The sequence below is a fragment of the Pseudomonas yamanorum genome (assembly GCF_013386765.1).
Classification (GTDB): Bacteria; Pseudomonadota; Gammaproteobacteria; order Pseudomonadales; family Pseudomonadaceae; genus Aquipseudomonas; species Aquipseudomonas yamanorum_A.
In genome coordinates this window covers 13,852-30,379 of record NZ_JACARE010000017.1, presented here as the reverse complement: position 1 = coordinate 30,379, position 16,528 = coordinate 13,852, and the positions used below count along the sequence as shown (strand labels likewise).

The window sequence follows — 16,528 nt, the reverse complement described above, 5'->3', positions numbered from 1 at the left end:
CAGGGCGCAGATTATTTGTGGTAAGGGTGCCCGGACAGAACTGTCCAGGCGCGATACAGCTGTTCACCGATCAGGATTCTTACCAACGGGTGCGGCAGTGTCAGGGGCGACAGCGACCAGCGCTGGTCCGCCCGCGCGCACACTTCCGGCGCCAGCCCTTCGGGGCCGCCGACCATGAAGTTGACCGTGCGCGAATCCAGGCGCCAGCGATCCAGTTCCACCGCCAACTGCTCGGTGCTCCAGGGCTTGCCGTGCACTTCGAGGGTCACGATCCGCTCGTTGGGCCCGACCTTGGCCAACATGGCTTCGCCTTCCTGACGGATAAAGCGCGCCACGTCGGCATTCTTGCCCCGGGTGTTGAGCGGTATTTCCACCAATTCAAGCGCCAATTCGGATGGCAGGCGCTTGGCATATTCATGCCAGCCTTCTTCCACCCACTTGGGCATGCGTGAACCGACAGCGATCAGACGCAGGCGCACAGCCGTTCCTTATTCCTGGTCTTTATTGAGCTTGTCGAAGTGCGCGTGGCCAACTTCAGGGCTGTGGTGCTTGCCATCAGCGGCACGGCTCTGCTCGGCGCCTTTCCACAGACGCTCCAGGTCGTAGAACTGACGGGCGTTGCTGGTCATCATGTGAACGATCACGTCGTCCATGTCCAACAGAACCCAGTCGCTGTCGCCCTTGCCTTCTTCACCCAATGGCTTGACGCCCTGGGCTTTGACCGCTTCGCGAACCTTGTCCAGCATCGCGCCGATCTGGCGGTTGGAGGTACCGGTGGCGATGATCATGAAGTCGGTGATGCTCTGCTTGTCGCGCACGTCCAGGACCTGGATGTCCTGGGCCTTCACGTCTTCCAGGGCAGCCACGGCAACCTTGACCAGCTCTTCGCCAGCCAGCTCAGGGCCGGTGTGGGCTTCTACTGGCAGAGGAGCGCTCTTGAACGTGCCTTTGCGCTTAACTTTGCTTACGTCTTTGTTCGTCATATAAAACTCGTTTTGCTCGTATGTTCGGGCGCTCGCTGCACGACTGTTCGTGCGTTCAAGCGCGCCTTTTCAGTTCGACGCACGGTAAAGCCCGTGCGCATCGATGTAGGCCAGGACCGCGTCAGGCACCAGGAAACGTACCGACTTCCCGCTGGCCAGCAGTTGACGGATCTGGGTGGCAGACACCGCAAGCGGGGTTTGCCAGACGAATGCAATATTCCCGCTCGGCCCGGTCAGGGCCAAAGGGTCACTTACCGACCGCGCTGCCAGCAGGTTGCGCAAGGCATCCGGCGATTCTGCGTCGGCATCCGGGCGTTGCAGCACCAGGATGTGGCAATGCTGGAGCAACTCTTCCCAGCGGTGCCAAGTGGGCAGGCCGCAAAACGCGTCCCAGCCCAAAAGTAGAAATAACTGGTCATCCGCGGCCAACTCGGCCCGCATCAGTTCCAGGGTGTCGACAGTGTAGGACGGTTTGTCGCGTTTGAGTTCGCGGTCGTCCACCACCAGCGGTGCAATGCCGTCCACAGCGAGACGGACCATCTCCAGGCGCTGCTGCGCAGACACCTGCGGCGTGTCGCGATGGGGCGGCCGGGCATTCGGCACCAGGCGCAGCTCATCCAGCCCGAGGGCGTCCGCGACTTCCAGGGCGCTGCGCAAATGGCCGATGTGCACGGGGTCGAAGGTACCGCCGAGCAGCCCGATGCGTTTACCCATCAAGTGCGCACATGACCGTCACCGAAGACCACGTACTTCTCGCTGGTCAGCCCTTCCAGGCCAACCGGGCCGCGTGCGTGGAGCTTGTCGGTGGAGATACCGATCTCCGCCCCCAGGCCATATTCGAAGCCGTCGGCAAAGCGCGTCGAGGCGTTGACCATTACCGAAGCGGAATCCACTTCGTTGAGGAAACGCCGGGCATCGCTGAAATGCTCGGTGACAATGGCGTCGGTGTGCCTGGAGCCGTATTTATTGATGTGGTCGATGGCCTGGTCCAGGTCGTCGACAATGCGGATCGACAGGATCGGCGCCGTGTACTCGGTGTACCAATCCTGCTCGGTGGCTTCGATCACGTCGCTGCCGAGGATCGCCCGGGTACGTTCGCAACCGCGCAGCTCGACGCCCTTGTCGCGGTAGATGGCAGCCAGCGGCGGCAGCACGCGCTCGGCAATGCCGGCGTGCACCAGCAGGGTTTCCATGGTGTTGCACGGGGCGTAGCGATGAGTCTTGGCGTTGTCGGCAATGCGGATCGCCTTGTCGAGGTCAGCGGCGACGTCGATGAACACGTGGCAGACGCCATCCAGGTGCTTGATAACTGGCACCTTGGCATCGCGGCTCACGCGCTCGATCAGGCTCTTGCCGCCGCGCGGCACGATCACGTCGACGAACTCCGGCATGGTGATCAGCGCGCCAACGGCGGCGCGGTCGGTGGTTTCCACCACTTGCACCACTTCGGCCGGCAGTTCGGCCACGGCCAGGCCCTGCTGAATGCACGCGGCAATGGCGCGGTTGGAATTGATCGCCTCGGAACCGCCCCGCAGGATGGTAGCGTTGCCGGACTTGAGGCACAGGCTCGCGGCGTCGATGGTCACGTTTGGACGCGACTCATAGATGATGCCGATCACGCCCAGGGGCACGCGCATCTTGCCGACTTGAATGCCCGACGGCAGGTAGCGCATATCGCGGATTTCACCGATGGGGTCAGGCAGCTTGGCCACCTGACGCAAACCTTCGATCATGTCGTCGATACGGGCCGGCGTCAGCGCCAGGCGATCCAGCAACGCCGGCTCCAGACCATTGGCCCGGCCGTTGGCCAAATCCTGTTCGTTGGCCGCGCTGAGCTCGGAGCGCGAAGCATCCAGAGCGTCGGCGGCCGCCAGCAAGGCGCGGTTCTTCTGCGCGGTGCTCGCACGGGCGATCAACCGCGAGGCCTGACGGGCAGCGCGACCCAGGCGGGTCATGTAGTCAAGAACGGACTCAGTCATGGTCTGGTGGGGTCTTGGCAAAGAGGAAAGCGGCAGATTATAGCTGTGACGCCGTCCTACGGACAGCGGTGAGGGGCGGATGGTCGAAATGAACTGTAAAAACCTGACGTTCAGCGGGAATTAAGGCTGGAGTTGTTATCATCCTGTCACATTTAGCCCTGTCACCTTTGATCGCCATGTCCAGTTTTGCTCCGCTGATCCCCGCCAACGCCCTGCCCGACGGCTTTTTCGACCGTGACGCGCAATTACTCGCGCGGGAATTGCTCGGAAAAATCATTCGCCATCGCGTCGGCGATTTGTGGCTGTCAGCGCGAATTATTGAAACCGAAGCCTATTACCTCGCCGAAAAGGGCAGCCACGCGTCGCTGGGCTACACAGAAAAGCGTAAGGCTTTGTTTCTGGACGGCGGCCACATCTATATGTACTACGCCCGCGGCGGTGACTCGCTGAACTTCAGCGCTCACGGCCCGGGAAATGCGGTGCTGATCAAATCGGCCTATCCATGGGTCGATGAAGTGTCCGGCCCGGCCAGCCTGGCGCAGATGCTGTTGAACAACCCGGACGCCAGCGGCAGGCCACGCGCCTCGCAAAAGCTGTGTGCCGGCCAGACCTTGCTGTGCAAGGCCCTGGGTTTGAAGGTGCCGATGTGGGACGCCAAGCGCTTTGATCAAGAGTTGCTGTACGTCGAAGACGTAGGCCTGGCGCCCGGCCAGGTTATCCAGACCACCCGCCTGGGCATTCCCGGCGGTCGCGATGAACACCTGATGTACCGCTTCGTCGATGCCGGCTATGCGCCGTATTGCACACGGAACCCGCTGCGCCGGGGCCAGGTCGAAGGCCGCGACTATTTTTTGATTTGAAAACCTACATAAACCTGTAGGAGCCCGGCTTGCCGGCGATAGCGGACTCAAGGACGCCATCGCCGGCAAGCCGGCCCCCTACAAGGACGATCTACAAAAAGGAGTTGTTTTTATGGGCCCATGGCTCGATGGCATTACCGGCTGGCTGACCCTGAACCCGCAATGGCTGGCCGTGGCGGTGTTTATCGTGGCGTGCGTGGAGTGCCTGGCTATTGCCGGCCTGATCGTACCTGGCACGGTGTTGCTGTTTGCCATCGCCGCACTGGCCGGCAGCGGCGCGTTGTCCCTGGGGGAAACCCTGTTGCTGGGCTTCCTTGGCGGCCTACTGGGCGATGTTGTTTCCTACTTCCTTGGTCGCCATTTCCACCAGAACATCCGGCGCCTTCCTGGCCTGCGGCATCACCCTGAATGGATGAGCGGCGCCGAGACTTACTTCCAGAAGTACGGCATCGCCAGCCTGCTGGTAGGACGCTTCATTGGCCCGCTGCGGCCAATGCTGCCGATGGTCGCCGGCATGTGCGACATGCCCTTCCCGCGTTTTGCCGCCGTGAGCCTGTTGGCCGGCGCGGGCTGGTCGGTGGCGTATCTGCTGCCGGGCTGGGCCACCGGCGCGGCCTTCCGCCTGCCGTTGCCCGAAGGGTTCTGGCCGGAGGCCGGGATTGTCGTCGCGTGCCTTGCGGTGCTGATCGGCGTGAGCCTCAACAGCAGCCTGCGCGGTCACCGGCGCGCCACCCTGTGGATGGGTTGTATCGGCGGCACACTGTTGATTGCGCTGTTTATCGGCTATCCCTACCTGAACGACTTTGACCAGGGGCTGATGGCCCTGGTGCAGGAACACCGCGGCCCGGCGATCGACCGGGCGATGGTGATGGTGACCCAGCTCGGTGAGTTCAAGAAGATGTTCGTCGCCAGCGCGGTGCTGACGGGCCTGCTGGTAGTGGCGCGGCAATGGCGCCAGGCAATCTTTGTCGGCGCCACCCTGCTGGGCGCCGCGCTGATCAATACCGGCACCAAGCTGTTTTTTGCGCGGATGCGCCCCGAAGTGCTGACCGACCCGCTCACCAGCTTCAGCATGCCCAGTGGCCATGCGTCCGGTTCGTTTGCGTTCTTCCTGGCGTTGGCGGTGCTGGCCGGTCGCGGTCAACCTACCCGCCTGCGCCTGACCTGGCTGGTGCTCGGTTGCATCCCCGCCGCCACCATCGCCGTGTCCCGGGTGTACCTGGGCGCCCACTGGCCCACGGACATCCTCGCGGGCACCCTGCTGGCGATGACGGTATGCGCCTTCAGCCTGCACTTCAGCCAGCACCGCAGCCTGTTGCCGCCGATGCCGCCGAAAGTCTGGTGGTTGATATTGCCGGTATGTGGGGCGGTGCTCGGCTTCATTGCGTTTACCGGCACGTCCCACGCGCTTCTCAGGTATGCCTACTAAGCAGGGCCCAGCCAATCCGATGGGGCAGCGCGGCGTTCCACACTGCGTTCGCGCCGCTCCAGAAGCATTTCGTCAGCAATATCCGCGGCGCGTTCGGCGATGTACTCCGCGCCGCGACTGTCGTTCAAATGAAGTATTTGCGTGGTGATGGCCATAAAAAACGCATCCCATACCACCTGCTCTGCCTGCGAAAGCCGAATCATCCTTTTCCCCTGATCATCGTTACGTGATTGCCAACTATTTCAGGCAACGGGATCAGGACAACGACGAAAAATCTGAAGATCGCAGCGGAAAACTCTCTGATCAGGTGAACAGCTCGCCCTGCAGCTCATCCAGCAATAGCTGAATCGCATCCAGCCGTTGCTGCGGGTCATCGAGCTGCAACAGGTCGATCTTGTCGGCTTCGGTGAAGGGCAGCAGGTACGCCAGTTGGTTGCCCAAGGCTTGCTGGCCATCGGCGTGGGTGCCCATGTCCAGGGACGCCACCATCGGGTGCTCGGCCAGGGCGTGGAGCAACGCCAGCAAGTCGGCGTCTTCTTCTTCCAAGGGCTGCTCCGGGTGTTCGTCAAGCCATTGCACTTCGGCCACCAACAGTTGGTCCTTCTGCACACCGGTGTCACGCACGCGAAAACGCCGGCCACCCTCGACCCGAATCCCCAGCAGTCCATTGTCCTGCTGCTTGAAGTCACGGATCAGCGCTTCGCAGCCAATCAACGCATAACCATCCGGTGCCAGCCCGACCTCCTTGCCGTCGAGAATGCACACCACGCCAAAGCTTTCGCCCTTTTTCATGCAGCGGCTGATCATGTCCAGGTAGCGCGCCTCGAACAGTTGCAGGTCGAGGGTGCACCCGGGAAACAGCACGGTATTGAGCGGGAAAAGCGCCAGACTCATAAAGGTTTCCTTAAACCCGACTTAAATAACCAGCGACACGGCCAACGGCAGGAACACCGCCGTGGCCACGCCCATCAGACTCATGGCCAGCGCGGCAAAGGCGCCGGTCTCTTCGCTTTCCTGCAAGGCCACCGACGTACCCACGGCGTGGGCGGTCATGCCCAGGGCCATGCCCCGCGCCTCGGGGCTGTGTACGCCCAGGCGCGACAAATACGCCGGCCCGATCATCGCGCCGATCACCCCGGTGATCAGCACAAACACCGCCGCCAAGGCGGCCACGCCACCGATCTGCTCAGCCACCAGCATCGCGATCGGCGAGGTTACAGACTTGGGCGCCATGGTCATCAGCATCATGTGTTCCGCGCCAAACCACCAGCCCAACAGCACGCACAAGCCGGTGGCCAATACGCCACCTATCACCAGCGTAGTAAAAATCGGCCAGAACAATTGGCGAATCCGTCGCAGATTCAGGTAAAGCGGCACCGCCAGGGCTACCGTCGCCGGCCCCAGCAGGATGCTCATGATCTCGGTGCTCTTGCGGTACTCGACGTAGGTCAGGCCACAACCGAGCAGCACGCCGATCACCAGCAGCATCGACACCAGCACCGGTTGCAGGAAGATCCAGCGGGTTTTCTCGAAACCGGCCAGCACCAGTTGATAGGCGCCGAGGGTGATGCCGATGCCGAACAGGGGATGATGAATCACCGCAGCCCAGGCGCCCTGCCAATCCACGGTCATTGGCCCTCCTCCCGCTGCGCCTGACGCTTGACCAGCTTTTGCATCAGCACACCGACAAAGCCCATGGCCACCACCAGCGACAACACCAACGCGCCGACGATGGCCCAGAAGTCGGCAGCGATGTCCTTGGCATACACCATCACCCCCACCGCCGGCGGCACCAGCAGCAACGGCAGGTAACGCAGCAGGCTGCTGGCCGCCAGGCTCAGGGGCTCACCGACTTCGCCGCGCCAAACCAGGTATGCCAGCATCAGCAACAGGCCAATGATCGGCCCCGGCAACACCGGGACAAACAAATGATTGATGGCCGTGCCGAGCAATTGAAACAGCACCAGCCATGTCAGACCGCGTAACAGCATCCGTTCTTCTCCCCAAAAGCGTGTCGGCATTATAAGCACGCCGCCTCTATGGAACGGCATTCGCCAAAAGCATGGTGGGTTGACCGGGCCAAGTGCCCATGATGATCTACATTGGTTCTCTGGACCTGTCCAAAAATACAAAATGACGAACTAAGGAGAGTCGCAATGCCCTCAGTACCCGTAGCGCAACTCAAGGATTATGTCGGCAAGGAACTGGGACGTTCCGCATGGCTCACCATCGACCAGGAGCGCATCAACCTGTTCGCAGAGGCCACCGGCGATTTTCAGTTCATCCACGTCGACCCGGTGAAGGCCGCCCAGACCCCGTTCGGCGGTACCATCGCCCACGGTTTCCTGTCGCTGTCGCTGATACCCAAGCTGATCGAAGACATCCTGATCATGCCCGAGGGCCTGAAGATGGCGGTCAACTATGGCCTGGACAGCGTGCGTTTCATCCAGCCGGTGAAGGTGGATTCCAGGGTGCGCCTGGCCGTGACCCTGACCGACGCCACCGAGAAAAAGCCCGGGCAATGGCTGCTTAAAGCCACTTGCACCCTGGAAATCGATGGCCAGGAAAAACCGGCGTACATTGCGGAGTCGTTGTCACTCTGCTTCGTCTGAGCCGGGCCGTGGTGAGCCCGTCTGCTCACCACATTTCATGTAAATTTATGTATAGATCTCGCAGCTGCGGCATACTCGGCGCTCAATTATCCGGATCCCGCTATGCGCCCACTCGCTCCCCTTGCTCTTGTCCTTTTGCTCACCGCGTGCGGCGACGGCGAATCGCTGTTGCCGCCCGATGCGCGGCTGCCCGATGGCGGTCGTTACCGGGGCGATGTGGTCAATGGCTTGCTGCAAGGCCAGGGCCGGGTGGATTACCCCAACGGCAGCTGGTACGCCGGTCAGTTCGACAAAGGCCAGTGGCACGGCCAGGGCGAATGGCATGGCAGCAACGGCGAAGTCTATAAAGGCCAGTTCCAGCAAGGCCTGTTCGACGGCCAAGGCAGCCTGACCACGGCGGGCAACAGCTACGTCGGCGGTTTCAAGCAAGGCAAGCGCAACGGCGAAGGCACCCTCAAAGAAGGGCAGATGACCTATCGCGGCGAATTCAAGGACGACCAGTATTCCGGCCTCGGCCGCCTCGAACTGGCCGACGGCAGCCAGTACCAGGGCCAGTTCGCCCACGGCAAACCCAACGGCGAAGGCCAGCGCAACGACGACAGCGGTAACCAGTTCAGCGGCCACTTCGTCGATGGCCAACTGGAGGGCAACGGCACCTTCAACAGCGCCGACGGCGACATGTACATCGGCCACTTCAAGCAGAACCAGCTCAACGGCAAGGGCCGCTATGAAAACGCCGACGGCGACGTGTGGATCGGCGAGTTCAAGGAAGGCGCCCTCAGCGGCAAGGGCGAACTGATTGGCGTGGACGGCAGCCATTACGTGGGCCAATTCGTCGACTGGCGCTTCACCGGCCAGGGCCGCCTGAACCTCACCGACGGCAGCTTCTATATTGGCGGCTTCGACAGCGACAGTTATCAAGGGCGCGGCACCCTGGTGCTGACCGACGGCACGGTGCAGGCCGGCACCTGGGTCAACGGCATGCGGGTGCGCGACGCCGATGGCAAATTGTTGCCTGACCCGCTGGAGATCGGCCTGTTTGCCCAGGGCCGCCTGCTGGATGAGGCCCTCGCCGCGGTGCCCGCCTCCAAATCAGGGGTGGAGCTGTACACCCTGGTGGTGGCCGGCGACGGCAAACAAAGCGTATTCCTGCGTGAAGCCGACTACGTCAGCAACATGCTCGCCACACGATTCGGAGCCTATGGCCAGATCCGCCTGGTCAACCACCGCGACCATATCGCCGACCGCCCCATGGCCACCCGCGAAAGCCTTCGCCGTGCGGTCCAGACCCTCGCCGAACGCAGCGGCCCGCAAGACCTGGTGTTCATCTACCTGACCAGCCATGGCACCCACGAACACGAACTGGTGCTCGACCAGCCGCGCATGGAACTGGCCGACCTGCCAGCCGATGAGCTGGCCGCGGTAATGGCGCCGCTGAAAAACCGCGACAAGATCGTGGTGATTTCAGCCTGCTACTCCGGGGGTTTCATCCCGGCCCTCAAAGACGAACACACCCTGATCATGACCGCCTCACGCGCCGACCGCGTGTCGTTCGGCTGCTCCGAAGAGGCCGACTTCACCTACTTCGGCGACGCCCTCTTCGCCCAGGCCTTCAACCAGACCGATGATTTGCAGCAAGCCTTCAAGCTGGCGCAAACCCACGTGGCCGAACGCGAGCAGGCGGATAACTTCGAAGCCTCCGAGCCGCAGATCTGGGCCCCCAAAGGCGTCATTGCCCATTGGCAATTATTACGCAAACAGCAGGCACGAAAAGCGCTGGAAAGCGTCTCAATGAATAGCAAGGAAGCCAAGAGCAACTAAGCTGAATCTGTACCAAGGGGGAAACATCATGTACCTGACGCCTCAGCATATCTTGCTCGCCGGAGCCTCCGGCCTGACCGGTGAACACCTGCTGGACCGCCTGCTCAACGAGCCGACCGTGACCCGCGTGCTGGCACCCAGCCGCAAGCCGCTGGCCGAGCATCCACACCTGGAAAACCCGGTGGGTGACCCGGCGGTGTTCCTGCCGCAACTGAGCGGCCAGGTGGACATCGCCTTCTGCTGCCTGGGCACCACCATCAAACAGGCTGGCTCCGAAGAAGCCTTCCGCGCCGTTGACCTGGATATGGTCGTGGCCTTCGCCAAGCGTGCTCGGGAAATGGGCGCGCGGCACCTGATCGTGATCAGCGCGATTGGCGCCGACCCGAAATCCTCGATCTTCTACAACCGGGTCAAGGGTGAGATGGAACAGGCGTTGAAAGCTCAGGGTTGGCCACAACTGACCATTGTCCGGCCTTCGTTGCTGCTGGGTGAACGGTTGGAGCCAAGGTTGGCCGAGCAACTGGCTGGCCCATTGTCGCGACTGATTCCGGGCAAGTACCACGGCATTGAAGTGTGCGAACTGGCGCGGGCGATGTGGCGGCTGGCGCTGGAAGAGCAGGATGGGGTGCGGGTTGTGGAGTCGGATGAGTTGCGCAAGCTCGGCAAGTAGTTTTGCAGTGGGCCGGCTGGCCTCATCGCGGGCAAGCCCGGCTCCCACACTGACCGCTGTCATGGCGAACCCAGCCTCATGTGTGAGCTGGCTTGCCTGCGATGAGGCCAGCCGCCCCTTTCAGCCCCTAAAGCCCGCCCGTCGCGTTAAATCCAACCCCCAGCACCGTCAGCACCGACAGTGGCAACAGCAGCGTGTCGAGCAAGGCGCTGGCCGGTAGATCGACATGGGGATAGCTCGGCGCCTCGGCTCCGAAACGGTCCATCGCGCAGCACCCGCCCTGAATCGCATACATATCCAGGCGCGTCCCGGCATACACCACCGGCGCGCCGGGTTGCGCCGCGTCCAGCGTGCGCGCAGTGGCGCAACCGGTCAGATGCAACGCCAGCAACAGCATCAGAAATTTATTCATCACTGCTCAAATGGTGTTCGCCCCAGCGCGGCAGCATGTCCTGAGGGATATTCAGCAGGTTGAGAATCCGCGCCACCACAAAGTCCACCAGGTCATCGATGGTTTGCGGCTGGTGATAAAAGCCCGGCGACGCAGGCAAGATAGTCACGCCCATGTTCGACAGTTTGAGCATGTGTTCCAGGTGGATACTCGAATACGGCGCCTCGCGCGGCACCAGAATCAACTGGCGACGCTCCTTCAAGGTCACGTCCGCCGCACGTTCGATCAGGTTGTTGCAGGCCCCGGTGGCAATCGCCGACAGGGTCCCGGTGGAACATGGCACCACCACCATCGCGGCCGGCGCGCCGGAGCCCGAGGCCACCGGCGACATCCAGTCTTCCTTGCCATAGACCTTGATCTGCCCCGCCGCCGCACCGGTGTACTCGGTAAGGAAGGCCTGCATCATCTGCACCTTGGGCGGCAACGCAACGTCGGTCTCGGTGGCGAGCACCAGTTGCGCCGCCTTGGAGATCAGGAAGTGCACCTCGCGGTCTTCGCGCACCAAACAGTCAAGCAGGCGCAAGCCATAGGGCGCGCCGGACGCACCGGTCATCGCCAGGGTGACGCGCTCCGGGCCGCTCACTTCAGGGCCTCGGCCAGCTTGCCGTGCAGGCCGCCGAAGCCGCCGTTGCTCATGATCACCACTTGGGTGCCGGGCTTGGCCTGGTGTTTCACGTGCTCGATGATGCCGTCCAGCGAGTCGCAGCAAATCGACGGCACGGTGCACAGCGCAGCGATGGCGGGCAGGTCCCAGCCAAGGTTGGCCGGTGCATACCACACCACCTGGTCGGCATCGTTGACGCTTTCCGGCAAACCGTCACGGTGGGCGCCCAGCTTCATGGAGTTGGAGCGCGGTTCGATAATCGCGATCACCTGGGCATCCCCCACGCGCTTGCGCAAGCCATCCAGGGTGGTGGCGATGGCCGTCGGGTGGTGGGCAAAGTCGTCGTAGATGGTAATCCCGTTCACTTCAGCGACTTTTTCCATGCGGCGCTTGACGCTCTTGAACGCGCTCAACGCGGCAATGCCCATGGACGGCACCACGCCGACGTGCCGCGCGGCCGCCAGGGTAACCAGAGCGTTGGCGACGTTGTGCTGGCCGGTCATGTCCCACTCGACGATGCCTTGGGCGACGCCTTCGAACAGGACTTCAAATTTTGAGCCGTCTTCGCTTAGCAGCTTGACCTGCCATTGCCCGCCCGCGCCCGTGGTTTGTACCGGGGTCCAGCAACCCATCTCGATCACCCGCTGCAAGGCCGGTTCGGTAGTCGGGTGAATCACCAGGCCTTCGCTGGGAATGGTACGTACCAAGTGGTGGAATTGCCGCTCGATAGCTGGCAGATCGGGGAAGATGTCGGCGTGATCAAACTCCAGGTTGTTCAGGATCGCCGTGCGCGGGCGGTAGTGAACAAACTTGGAGCGTTTGTCGAAGAACGCGCTGTCGTACTCATCCGCTTCGATGACAAAAAACGGCGTGTCACCGAGGCGCGCCGACACCGAGAAGTTTTGTGGCACACCGCCGATCAGGAAGCCCGGGCTCATGCCCGCATGCTCCAGCACCCAAGCCAGCATGCTGCTGGTGGTGGTCTTGCCGTGGGTACCGGCAACCGCCAGCACCCAGCGGCCTTGCAGCACATGGTCGGCCAGCCATTGCGGGCCAGACACGTACGGCAAACCTTTATTCAGTACATATTCGACCGCCGGGTTGCCGCGCACCATGGCATTGCCGATCACCACCAGGTCCGGAACCGGGTCGAATTGCGCCGGGTCGTAACCTTGGGTCAGCTCAATGCCCTGGGCCTGCAGTTGCGTGCTCATGGGCGGGTAAACGTTGGCGTCGGAGCCAGTAACGTGATGGCCCAGTTCTTTGGCCAACACTGCCATTGAGCCCATGAACGTGCCGCAAATACCGAGAATATGAATGTGCATAGTCGACCTCGTAAAACATCGAGGCAGGTTAGCGTAGGGAGGAACAAATCGCACCCTTTAGCTAACGGGCAATCCCGTGTTTGCGCAGCTTTCTATACAGGGTGTTACGGCTGACACCCAGTTGCTCGGCCGTGTGGCTCATATGCCAGCGCTGTTGCTCCAAGGCATTGAGCAGCGCCAGGCGCTCTGCGTCGTCCAGGGGCGAGTCCGAAAGCTCGTCCGCCCTCGCGGGCTGCGGGCGCGCCTGGCGAATCACTGCCGGCAAGTCTTCAAGCCCGATACGTCCGTCGTCACACAACGCCGCCAACGTGCGCAACACGGTGCGCAACTGCCGCACATTGCCCGGCCAGGCAAATGCCAGCAGTGCCTGCCGCGCGGGACTGTCAAGCAACACCGACTGATCGCCCGCCTCCTCCGCCAGCAGAAAATCCAGTAACTGCGACTTGTCGCTACGCTCACGCAGGGGTGGCAGGGCGATTTCCAGACCGTTCAGCCGGTAGTACAGGTCCTCGCGAAAGCTGCCGTCCTGTACCCGCTCCAGCAAATTACGGTGGGTGGCGCTGATGATTCTGACGTTCACCGCCTGTGGCTCGCCGCCGATAGGCACTACCAGCCGGTCTTCCAATACCCTTAACAGCCGGGTTTGCAACGCCAAGGGCATATCGCCGATTTCGTCCAGGAACAACGTACCGCCGTCCGCCTGCTGCAGCTTGCCGCGCATGCCCTCCTTGCGGGCGCCGGTGAAGCTGCCGCCGCGGTAGCCGAACAGCTCGCTTTCGATCAGGCTTTCCGGGATGGCTGCACAGTTCAGTGCAATAAACGCTTTGTCGGCCCTGAGGCTGGCATGGTGCACCGCCTTTGCAAATGCCTCCTTGCCAGAGCCGGTTTCGCCATTGACCAGCAACGGCACGTCGCGCTCAAACACACGCAACGCCTTGCGGAAATCGTTTTGCAGCGCCGCGTCCCCCAGGCAAATGCCCGGCAGCCGCGCCCGCTCGGGCATCGGCTGAGGAACCGGCGCCGGCACACTGCGTGGCTGGCCGCGCAACACCGCGAACAACCCACGGCCATCGCGGGTACGCAGGGGCCAACTGGCGCTGGCATTCGCGCTGGCACGCCCGAGCAACTCATCCAGGGAGCAATCGAAAAACGCCTCCACCGGCTGCCCCAACAACCCACCACGAATTTGCCCAAGCAGGTTCAATGCACTCTGGTTCACCGCGCAAATGCGCCCTTCGCCATCGAACGCCAGCAGCCCTTCGCTGAACAGGCCCACGGATTCGGCCTGCAAATGAAAGCGCAGCAACCAGTGGTTCTCGAAATGCCGCAGGAAGTAACAACTCTCGATCATCTTCGCCGAAAGATTGACCAGCGCCATAGTGTGGAACTGACTCTGGCGCGACACCGCCTCGCGCGCCGACGACACATCCAGCACCGCCAGCAGCTCACCATGGGGATCAAACACCGGACTGGCCGAGCAGGTAAGGCCGGTATGGCGGCCACGGAAGTGTTCATCGCGATGAATGGTGAGGGACTGGCGCTCCACCAGGCAGGTGCCGATGCCGTTCGTACCTTCGCAGGCCTCGCTCCAGTCCGCGCCCAGCCACAACCCGGCGCGCTCGAAAATCTTGCGCTCGCTGGGAGCGGTGACACAGTTGAGGATCACCCCGCGAGCATCGGTGAGCAGCACCGCATGGCCGGCACCGGAGAGCTGTTGATGCAGGCTGTTCATTTCGCTGCCGGCGATGCTCAGCACTTGTTGCAGGCGTTCGCGGCTTTCCAGCAGCCGGCCATGTTCGAGCACCGTGGGGGCGATGGTCAGCGCGGGGTCGAGGTGATAGTCCTCCAGGCAACGCAGCCAGGAGCGGGCGATGGACGGATCGCTGCCGGGGCCGTGCAGCGGGTCCTGGCCACGGGTGACGGTCAAGACTTGCTGGGCATGGCGACTGAAATGATCGTTTTGCATGTTCTTATTATTCTCCCTGCGTGAACTACAAACCGCGCGCGAGTGCCCAGCATCCTCCAGCCTCCCGACCATTGCAATCCCGGGCAGACCCACCGGTCACAGGCTGTACCGTTTGTGGCACAAACTGTCACTCGGGTTGTATCAAGTGTGTCACAGCAACGGTTTTCAACAACCTCCAACCCCTTGATTTACGGGCACTGCGAGGCACTGGCCCAACCTTTGCTCTACGCTTTAACAAGCACAACCGTGCGTCCTCCAATAAACACAAAAAGCCAGGAGATACTCACCATGCGTTACGCACACCCCGGTACTGAAGGCGCTATCGTTTCGTTCAAGGCCAAGTACGGCAACTACATCGGCGGTGAGTTTGTCGCGCCGGTCGATGGCAACTATTTCACCAACACCTCGCCGGTCAACGGCAAACCCATTGCTGAATTCCCGCGCTCCACGGCCAAGGATATCGACAAGGCCCTGGACGCTGCCCATGCCGCCGCTGACGCCTGGGGCAAGACCTCGGCCCAGGACCGCTCGCTGGTGCTGCTGAAAATCGCCGACCGCATCGAACAGAACCTCGAACTGCTGGCCATCACCGAAACCTGGGACAACGGCAAGGCTGTTCGCGAAACCCTGAACGCCGACATCCCGCTGGCCGCCGACCACTTCCGCTACTTCGCCGGCTGCATCCGCGCCCAGGAAGGCAGCAGCGCCGAAATCAACGAACACACCGCCGCTTACCACTTCCACGAGCCGCTGGGCGTGGTCGGCCAGATCATCCCGTGGAACTTCCCGCTGCTGATGGCCGCCTGGAAACTCGCGCCAGCCCTGGCCGCCGGTAACTGCGTGGTGCTCAAGCCCGCCGAGCAAACCCCGCTGGGCATCAACGTGCTGATGGAACTGATCGGCGACCTGCTGCCGCCAGGCGTGCTGAACGTGGTGCACGGCTACGGCAAAGAAGCCGGCGAAGCCCTGGCCACCAGCAAGCGCATCGCCAAGATCGCCTTCACCGGCTCCACGCCAGTGGGCTCGCACATCATGCATGCGGCGGCCGAGAACATCATTCCGTCCACCGTTGAGCTGGGCGGCAAGTCGCCGAATATCTTCTTCGCCGACATCATGAAAGCCGAGCCGCAATTCATCGAGAAGGCCGCCGAAGGCCTGGTGCTGGCATTCTTCAACCAGGGCGAAGTGTGCACCTGCCCTTCCCGCGCACTGGTGGAAGAGTCGATCTACGACGACTTCATGAAAGTGGTGATGAAGAAGGTCGAGTCGATCAAACGCGGCGACCCGCTGGACACCGACACCATGGTCGGCGCCCAGGCGTCCGAGCAGCAGTTCGACAAGATCCTGTCCTACCTCGAAATCGCCAAGGGCGAAGGCGCCGAGCTGCTGACTGGCGGCAAGGTCGAGAAGCTGACCGGCGATTTGGCCACCGGCTATTACATCCAGCCTACCCTGCTCAAGGGCACCAACCAGATGCGGGTGTTCCAGGAAGAAATCTTTGGCCCGGTGGTGAGCATCACTACCTTCAAGGATGAAGCCGAAGCCCTGGCGATCGCCAACGACACCGAGTTCGGCCTGGGTGCCGGCCTGTGGACCCGCGACATCAACCGCGCGTACCGCATGGGCCGGGCGATCAAGGCCGGGCGTGTGTGGACCAACTGCTATCACCTGTACCCGGCGCATGCCGCGTTCGGTGGTTACAAGAAGTCCGGTGTAGGCCGTGAGACTCACAAGATGATGCTTGATCACTATCAGCAAACCAAAAACCTGCTGGTGAGCTACGACATCAATCCGCTGGGCTTCTTCTAACTAACAACTCGCTCCCACA

Annotated in this window: 18 protein-coding genes; 6 read left to right on the top strand and 12 right to left on the bottom strand. The window is 62.2% G+C overall.

Annotated features, from left to right (window positions below; translation table 11 throughout):
- Window positions 1-11: 11 nt before the first annotated feature.
- The 4 genes from rlmH to HX875_RS11585 all read right to left on the bottom strand — a co-directional run bounded on the left by rlmH (window position 12) and on the right by HX875_RS11585 (window position 2,962).
- The gene (gene rlmH, locus HX875_RS11600; RefSeq protein WP_003185785.1) at window positions 12-479 is read right to left on the bottom strand and encodes a 23S rRNA (pseudouridine(1915)-N(3))-methyltransferase RlmH; all 468 of its coding nucleotides are present in this window, start codon (window positions 477-479) and stop codon (window positions 12-14) included.
- Window positions 480-488: 9 nt separating this feature from the next.
- The gene (rsfS, locus tag HX875_RS11595; protein WP_003215432.1) at window positions 489-983 is read right to left on the bottom strand and encodes a ribosome silencing factor; all 495 of its coding nucleotides are present in this window, start codon (window positions 981-983) and stop codon (window positions 489-491) included.
- 69 nt (window positions 984-1,052) lie between these two features.
- Window positions 1,053-1,697: a nicotinate-nucleotide adenylyltransferase gene (gene nadD, locus HX875_RS11590; protein ID WP_177043301.1), complete on the bottom strand. Its 645-nt coding sequence runs from the start codon at window positions 1,695-1,697 to the stop codon at window positions 1,053-1,055.
- Window positions 1,697-2,962, bottom strand: coding sequence for a glutamate-5-semialdehyde dehydrogenase (locus HX875_RS11585; RefSeq protein ID WP_177043300.1), 1,266 nt, complete (start codon window positions 2,960-2,962; stop codon window positions 1,697-1,699). The genes nadD and HX875_RS11585 overlap by 1 nt, the downstream gene beginning before the upstream one ends.
- Before the next feature lie 176 nt (window positions 2,963-3,138).
- Between HX875_RS11585 and HX875_RS11580 the strand changes: the two genes are divergently transcribed.
- Together HX875_RS11580 and HX875_RS11575 are read left to right on the top strand one after the other, a co-directional pair.
- Window positions 3,139-3,822: a DNA-3-methyladenine glycosylase gene (locus HX875_RS11580; protein WP_177043299.1), complete on the top strand. Its 684-nt coding sequence runs from the start codon at window positions 3,139-3,141 to the stop codon at window positions 3,820-3,822.
- A gap of 112 nt (window positions 3,823-3,934) precedes the next feature.
- Entirely contained in the window at window positions 3,935-5,251 is a 1,317-nt protein-coding gene (locus HX875_RS11575) for a bifunctional DedA family/phosphatase PAP2 family protein (protein WP_177043298.1), read from the top strand.
- Here HX875_RS11575 and HX875_RS11570 read toward each other — a convergent pair.
- The 4 genes from HX875_RS11570 to HX875_RS11555 form a co-directional block, all read right to left on the bottom strand.
- Complete coding sequence (locus tag HX875_RS11570; RefSeq protein ID WP_177043297.1) at window positions 5,248-5,454, bottom strand: hypothetical protein; 207 nt, start codon at window positions 5,452-5,454, stop codon at window positions 5,248-5,250. The genes HX875_RS11575 and HX875_RS11570 overlap by 4 nt on opposite strands.
- A 100-nt stretch (window positions 5,455-5,554) precedes the next feature.
- The gene (locus tag HX875_RS11565) at window positions 5,555-6,145 is read right to left on the bottom strand and encodes an LON peptidase substrate-binding domain-containing protein (protein ID WP_177043296.1); all 591 of its coding nucleotides are present in this window, start codon (window positions 6,143-6,145) and stop codon (window positions 5,555-5,557) included.
- A gap of 21 nt (window positions 6,146-6,166) precedes the next feature.
- A complete protein-coding gene (locus HX875_RS11560) occupies window positions 6,167-6,883 on the bottom strand; it encodes an LrgB family protein (protein WP_177043295.1) in 717 nt (238 codons plus the stop codon).
- On the bottom strand, window positions 6,880-7,242 hold the full coding sequence (locus HX875_RS11555) for a CidA/LrgA family protein (protein ID WP_177043294.1): 363 nt from the start codon (window positions 7,240-7,242) through the stop codon (window positions 6,880-6,882). Before HX875_RS11555 ends, HX875_RS11560 begins: the two co-directional genes overlap by 4 nt.
- A gap of 165 nt (window positions 7,243-7,407) precedes the next feature.
- On the opposite strand from HX875_RS11555, the gene HX875_RS11550 reads away from it, so the two are divergent.
- From HX875_RS11550 to HX875_RS11540, 3 genes are all read left to right on the top strand, one after another.
- A complete protein-coding gene (locus HX875_RS11550; RefSeq protein ID WP_010174760.1) occupies window positions 7,408-7,863 on the top strand; it encodes a MaoC family dehydratase in 456 nt (151 codons plus the stop codon).
- Window positions 7,864-7,965: 102 nt separating this feature from the next.
- The gene (locus tag HX875_RS11545; protein ID WP_177043293.1) at window positions 7,966-9,684 is read left to right on the top strand and encodes a C13 family peptidase; all 1,719 of its coding nucleotides are present in this window, start codon (window positions 7,966-7,968) and stop codon (window positions 9,682-9,684) included.
- 28 nt (window positions 9,685-9,712) lie between these two features.
- Window positions 9,713-10,354, top strand: a complete 642-nt coding sequence (locus tag HX875_RS11540; RefSeq protein WP_010174756.1) for an oxidoreductase — start codon at window positions 9,713-9,715, stop codon at window positions 10,352-10,354.
- Between the two features lie 127 nt (window positions 10,355-10,481).
- Here the strand turns inward: HX875_RS11540 and HX875_RS11535 are convergent, their stop codons facing one another.
- The 4 genes from HX875_RS11535 to HX875_RS11520 form a co-directional block, all read right to left on the bottom strand.
- Entirely contained in the window at window positions 10,482-10,766 is a 285-nt protein-coding gene (locus HX875_RS11535; RefSeq protein ID WP_177043292.1) for a YceK/YidQ family lipoprotein, read from the bottom strand.
- On the bottom strand, window positions 10,759-11,388 hold the full coding sequence (gene ubiX / locus HX875_RS11530; RefSeq protein WP_003219402.1) for a flavin prenyltransferase UbiX: 630 nt from the start codon (window positions 11,386-11,388) through the stop codon (window positions 10,759-10,761). Before ubiX ends, HX875_RS11535 begins: the two co-directional genes overlap by 8 nt.
- Window positions 11,385-12,734: a UDP-N-acetylmuramate:L-alanyl-gamma-D-glutamyl-meso-diaminopimelate ligase gene (gene mpl / locus HX875_RS11525; protein WP_177043291.1), complete on the bottom strand. Its 1,350-nt coding sequence runs from the start codon at window positions 12,732-12,734 to the stop codon at window positions 11,385-11,387. Before mpl ends, ubiX begins: the two co-directional genes overlap by 4 nt.
- 61 nt (window positions 12,735-12,795) lie before the next feature.
- Window positions 12,796-14,700: a sigma-54-dependent Fis family transcriptional regulator gene (locus tag HX875_RS11520; RefSeq protein ID WP_177043290.1), complete on the bottom strand. Its 1,905-nt coding sequence runs from the start codon at window positions 14,698-14,700 to the stop codon at window positions 12,796-12,798.
- Between the two features lie 288 nt (window positions 14,701-14,988).
- Between HX875_RS11520 and exaC the strand changes: the two genes are divergently transcribed.
- Entirely contained in the window at window positions 14,989-16,509 is a 1,521-nt protein-coding gene (gene exaC, locus HX875_RS11515; protein WP_177043289.1) for an acetaldehyde dehydrogenase ExaC, read from the top strand.
- Window positions 16,510-16,528: the final 19 nt, after the last annotated feature.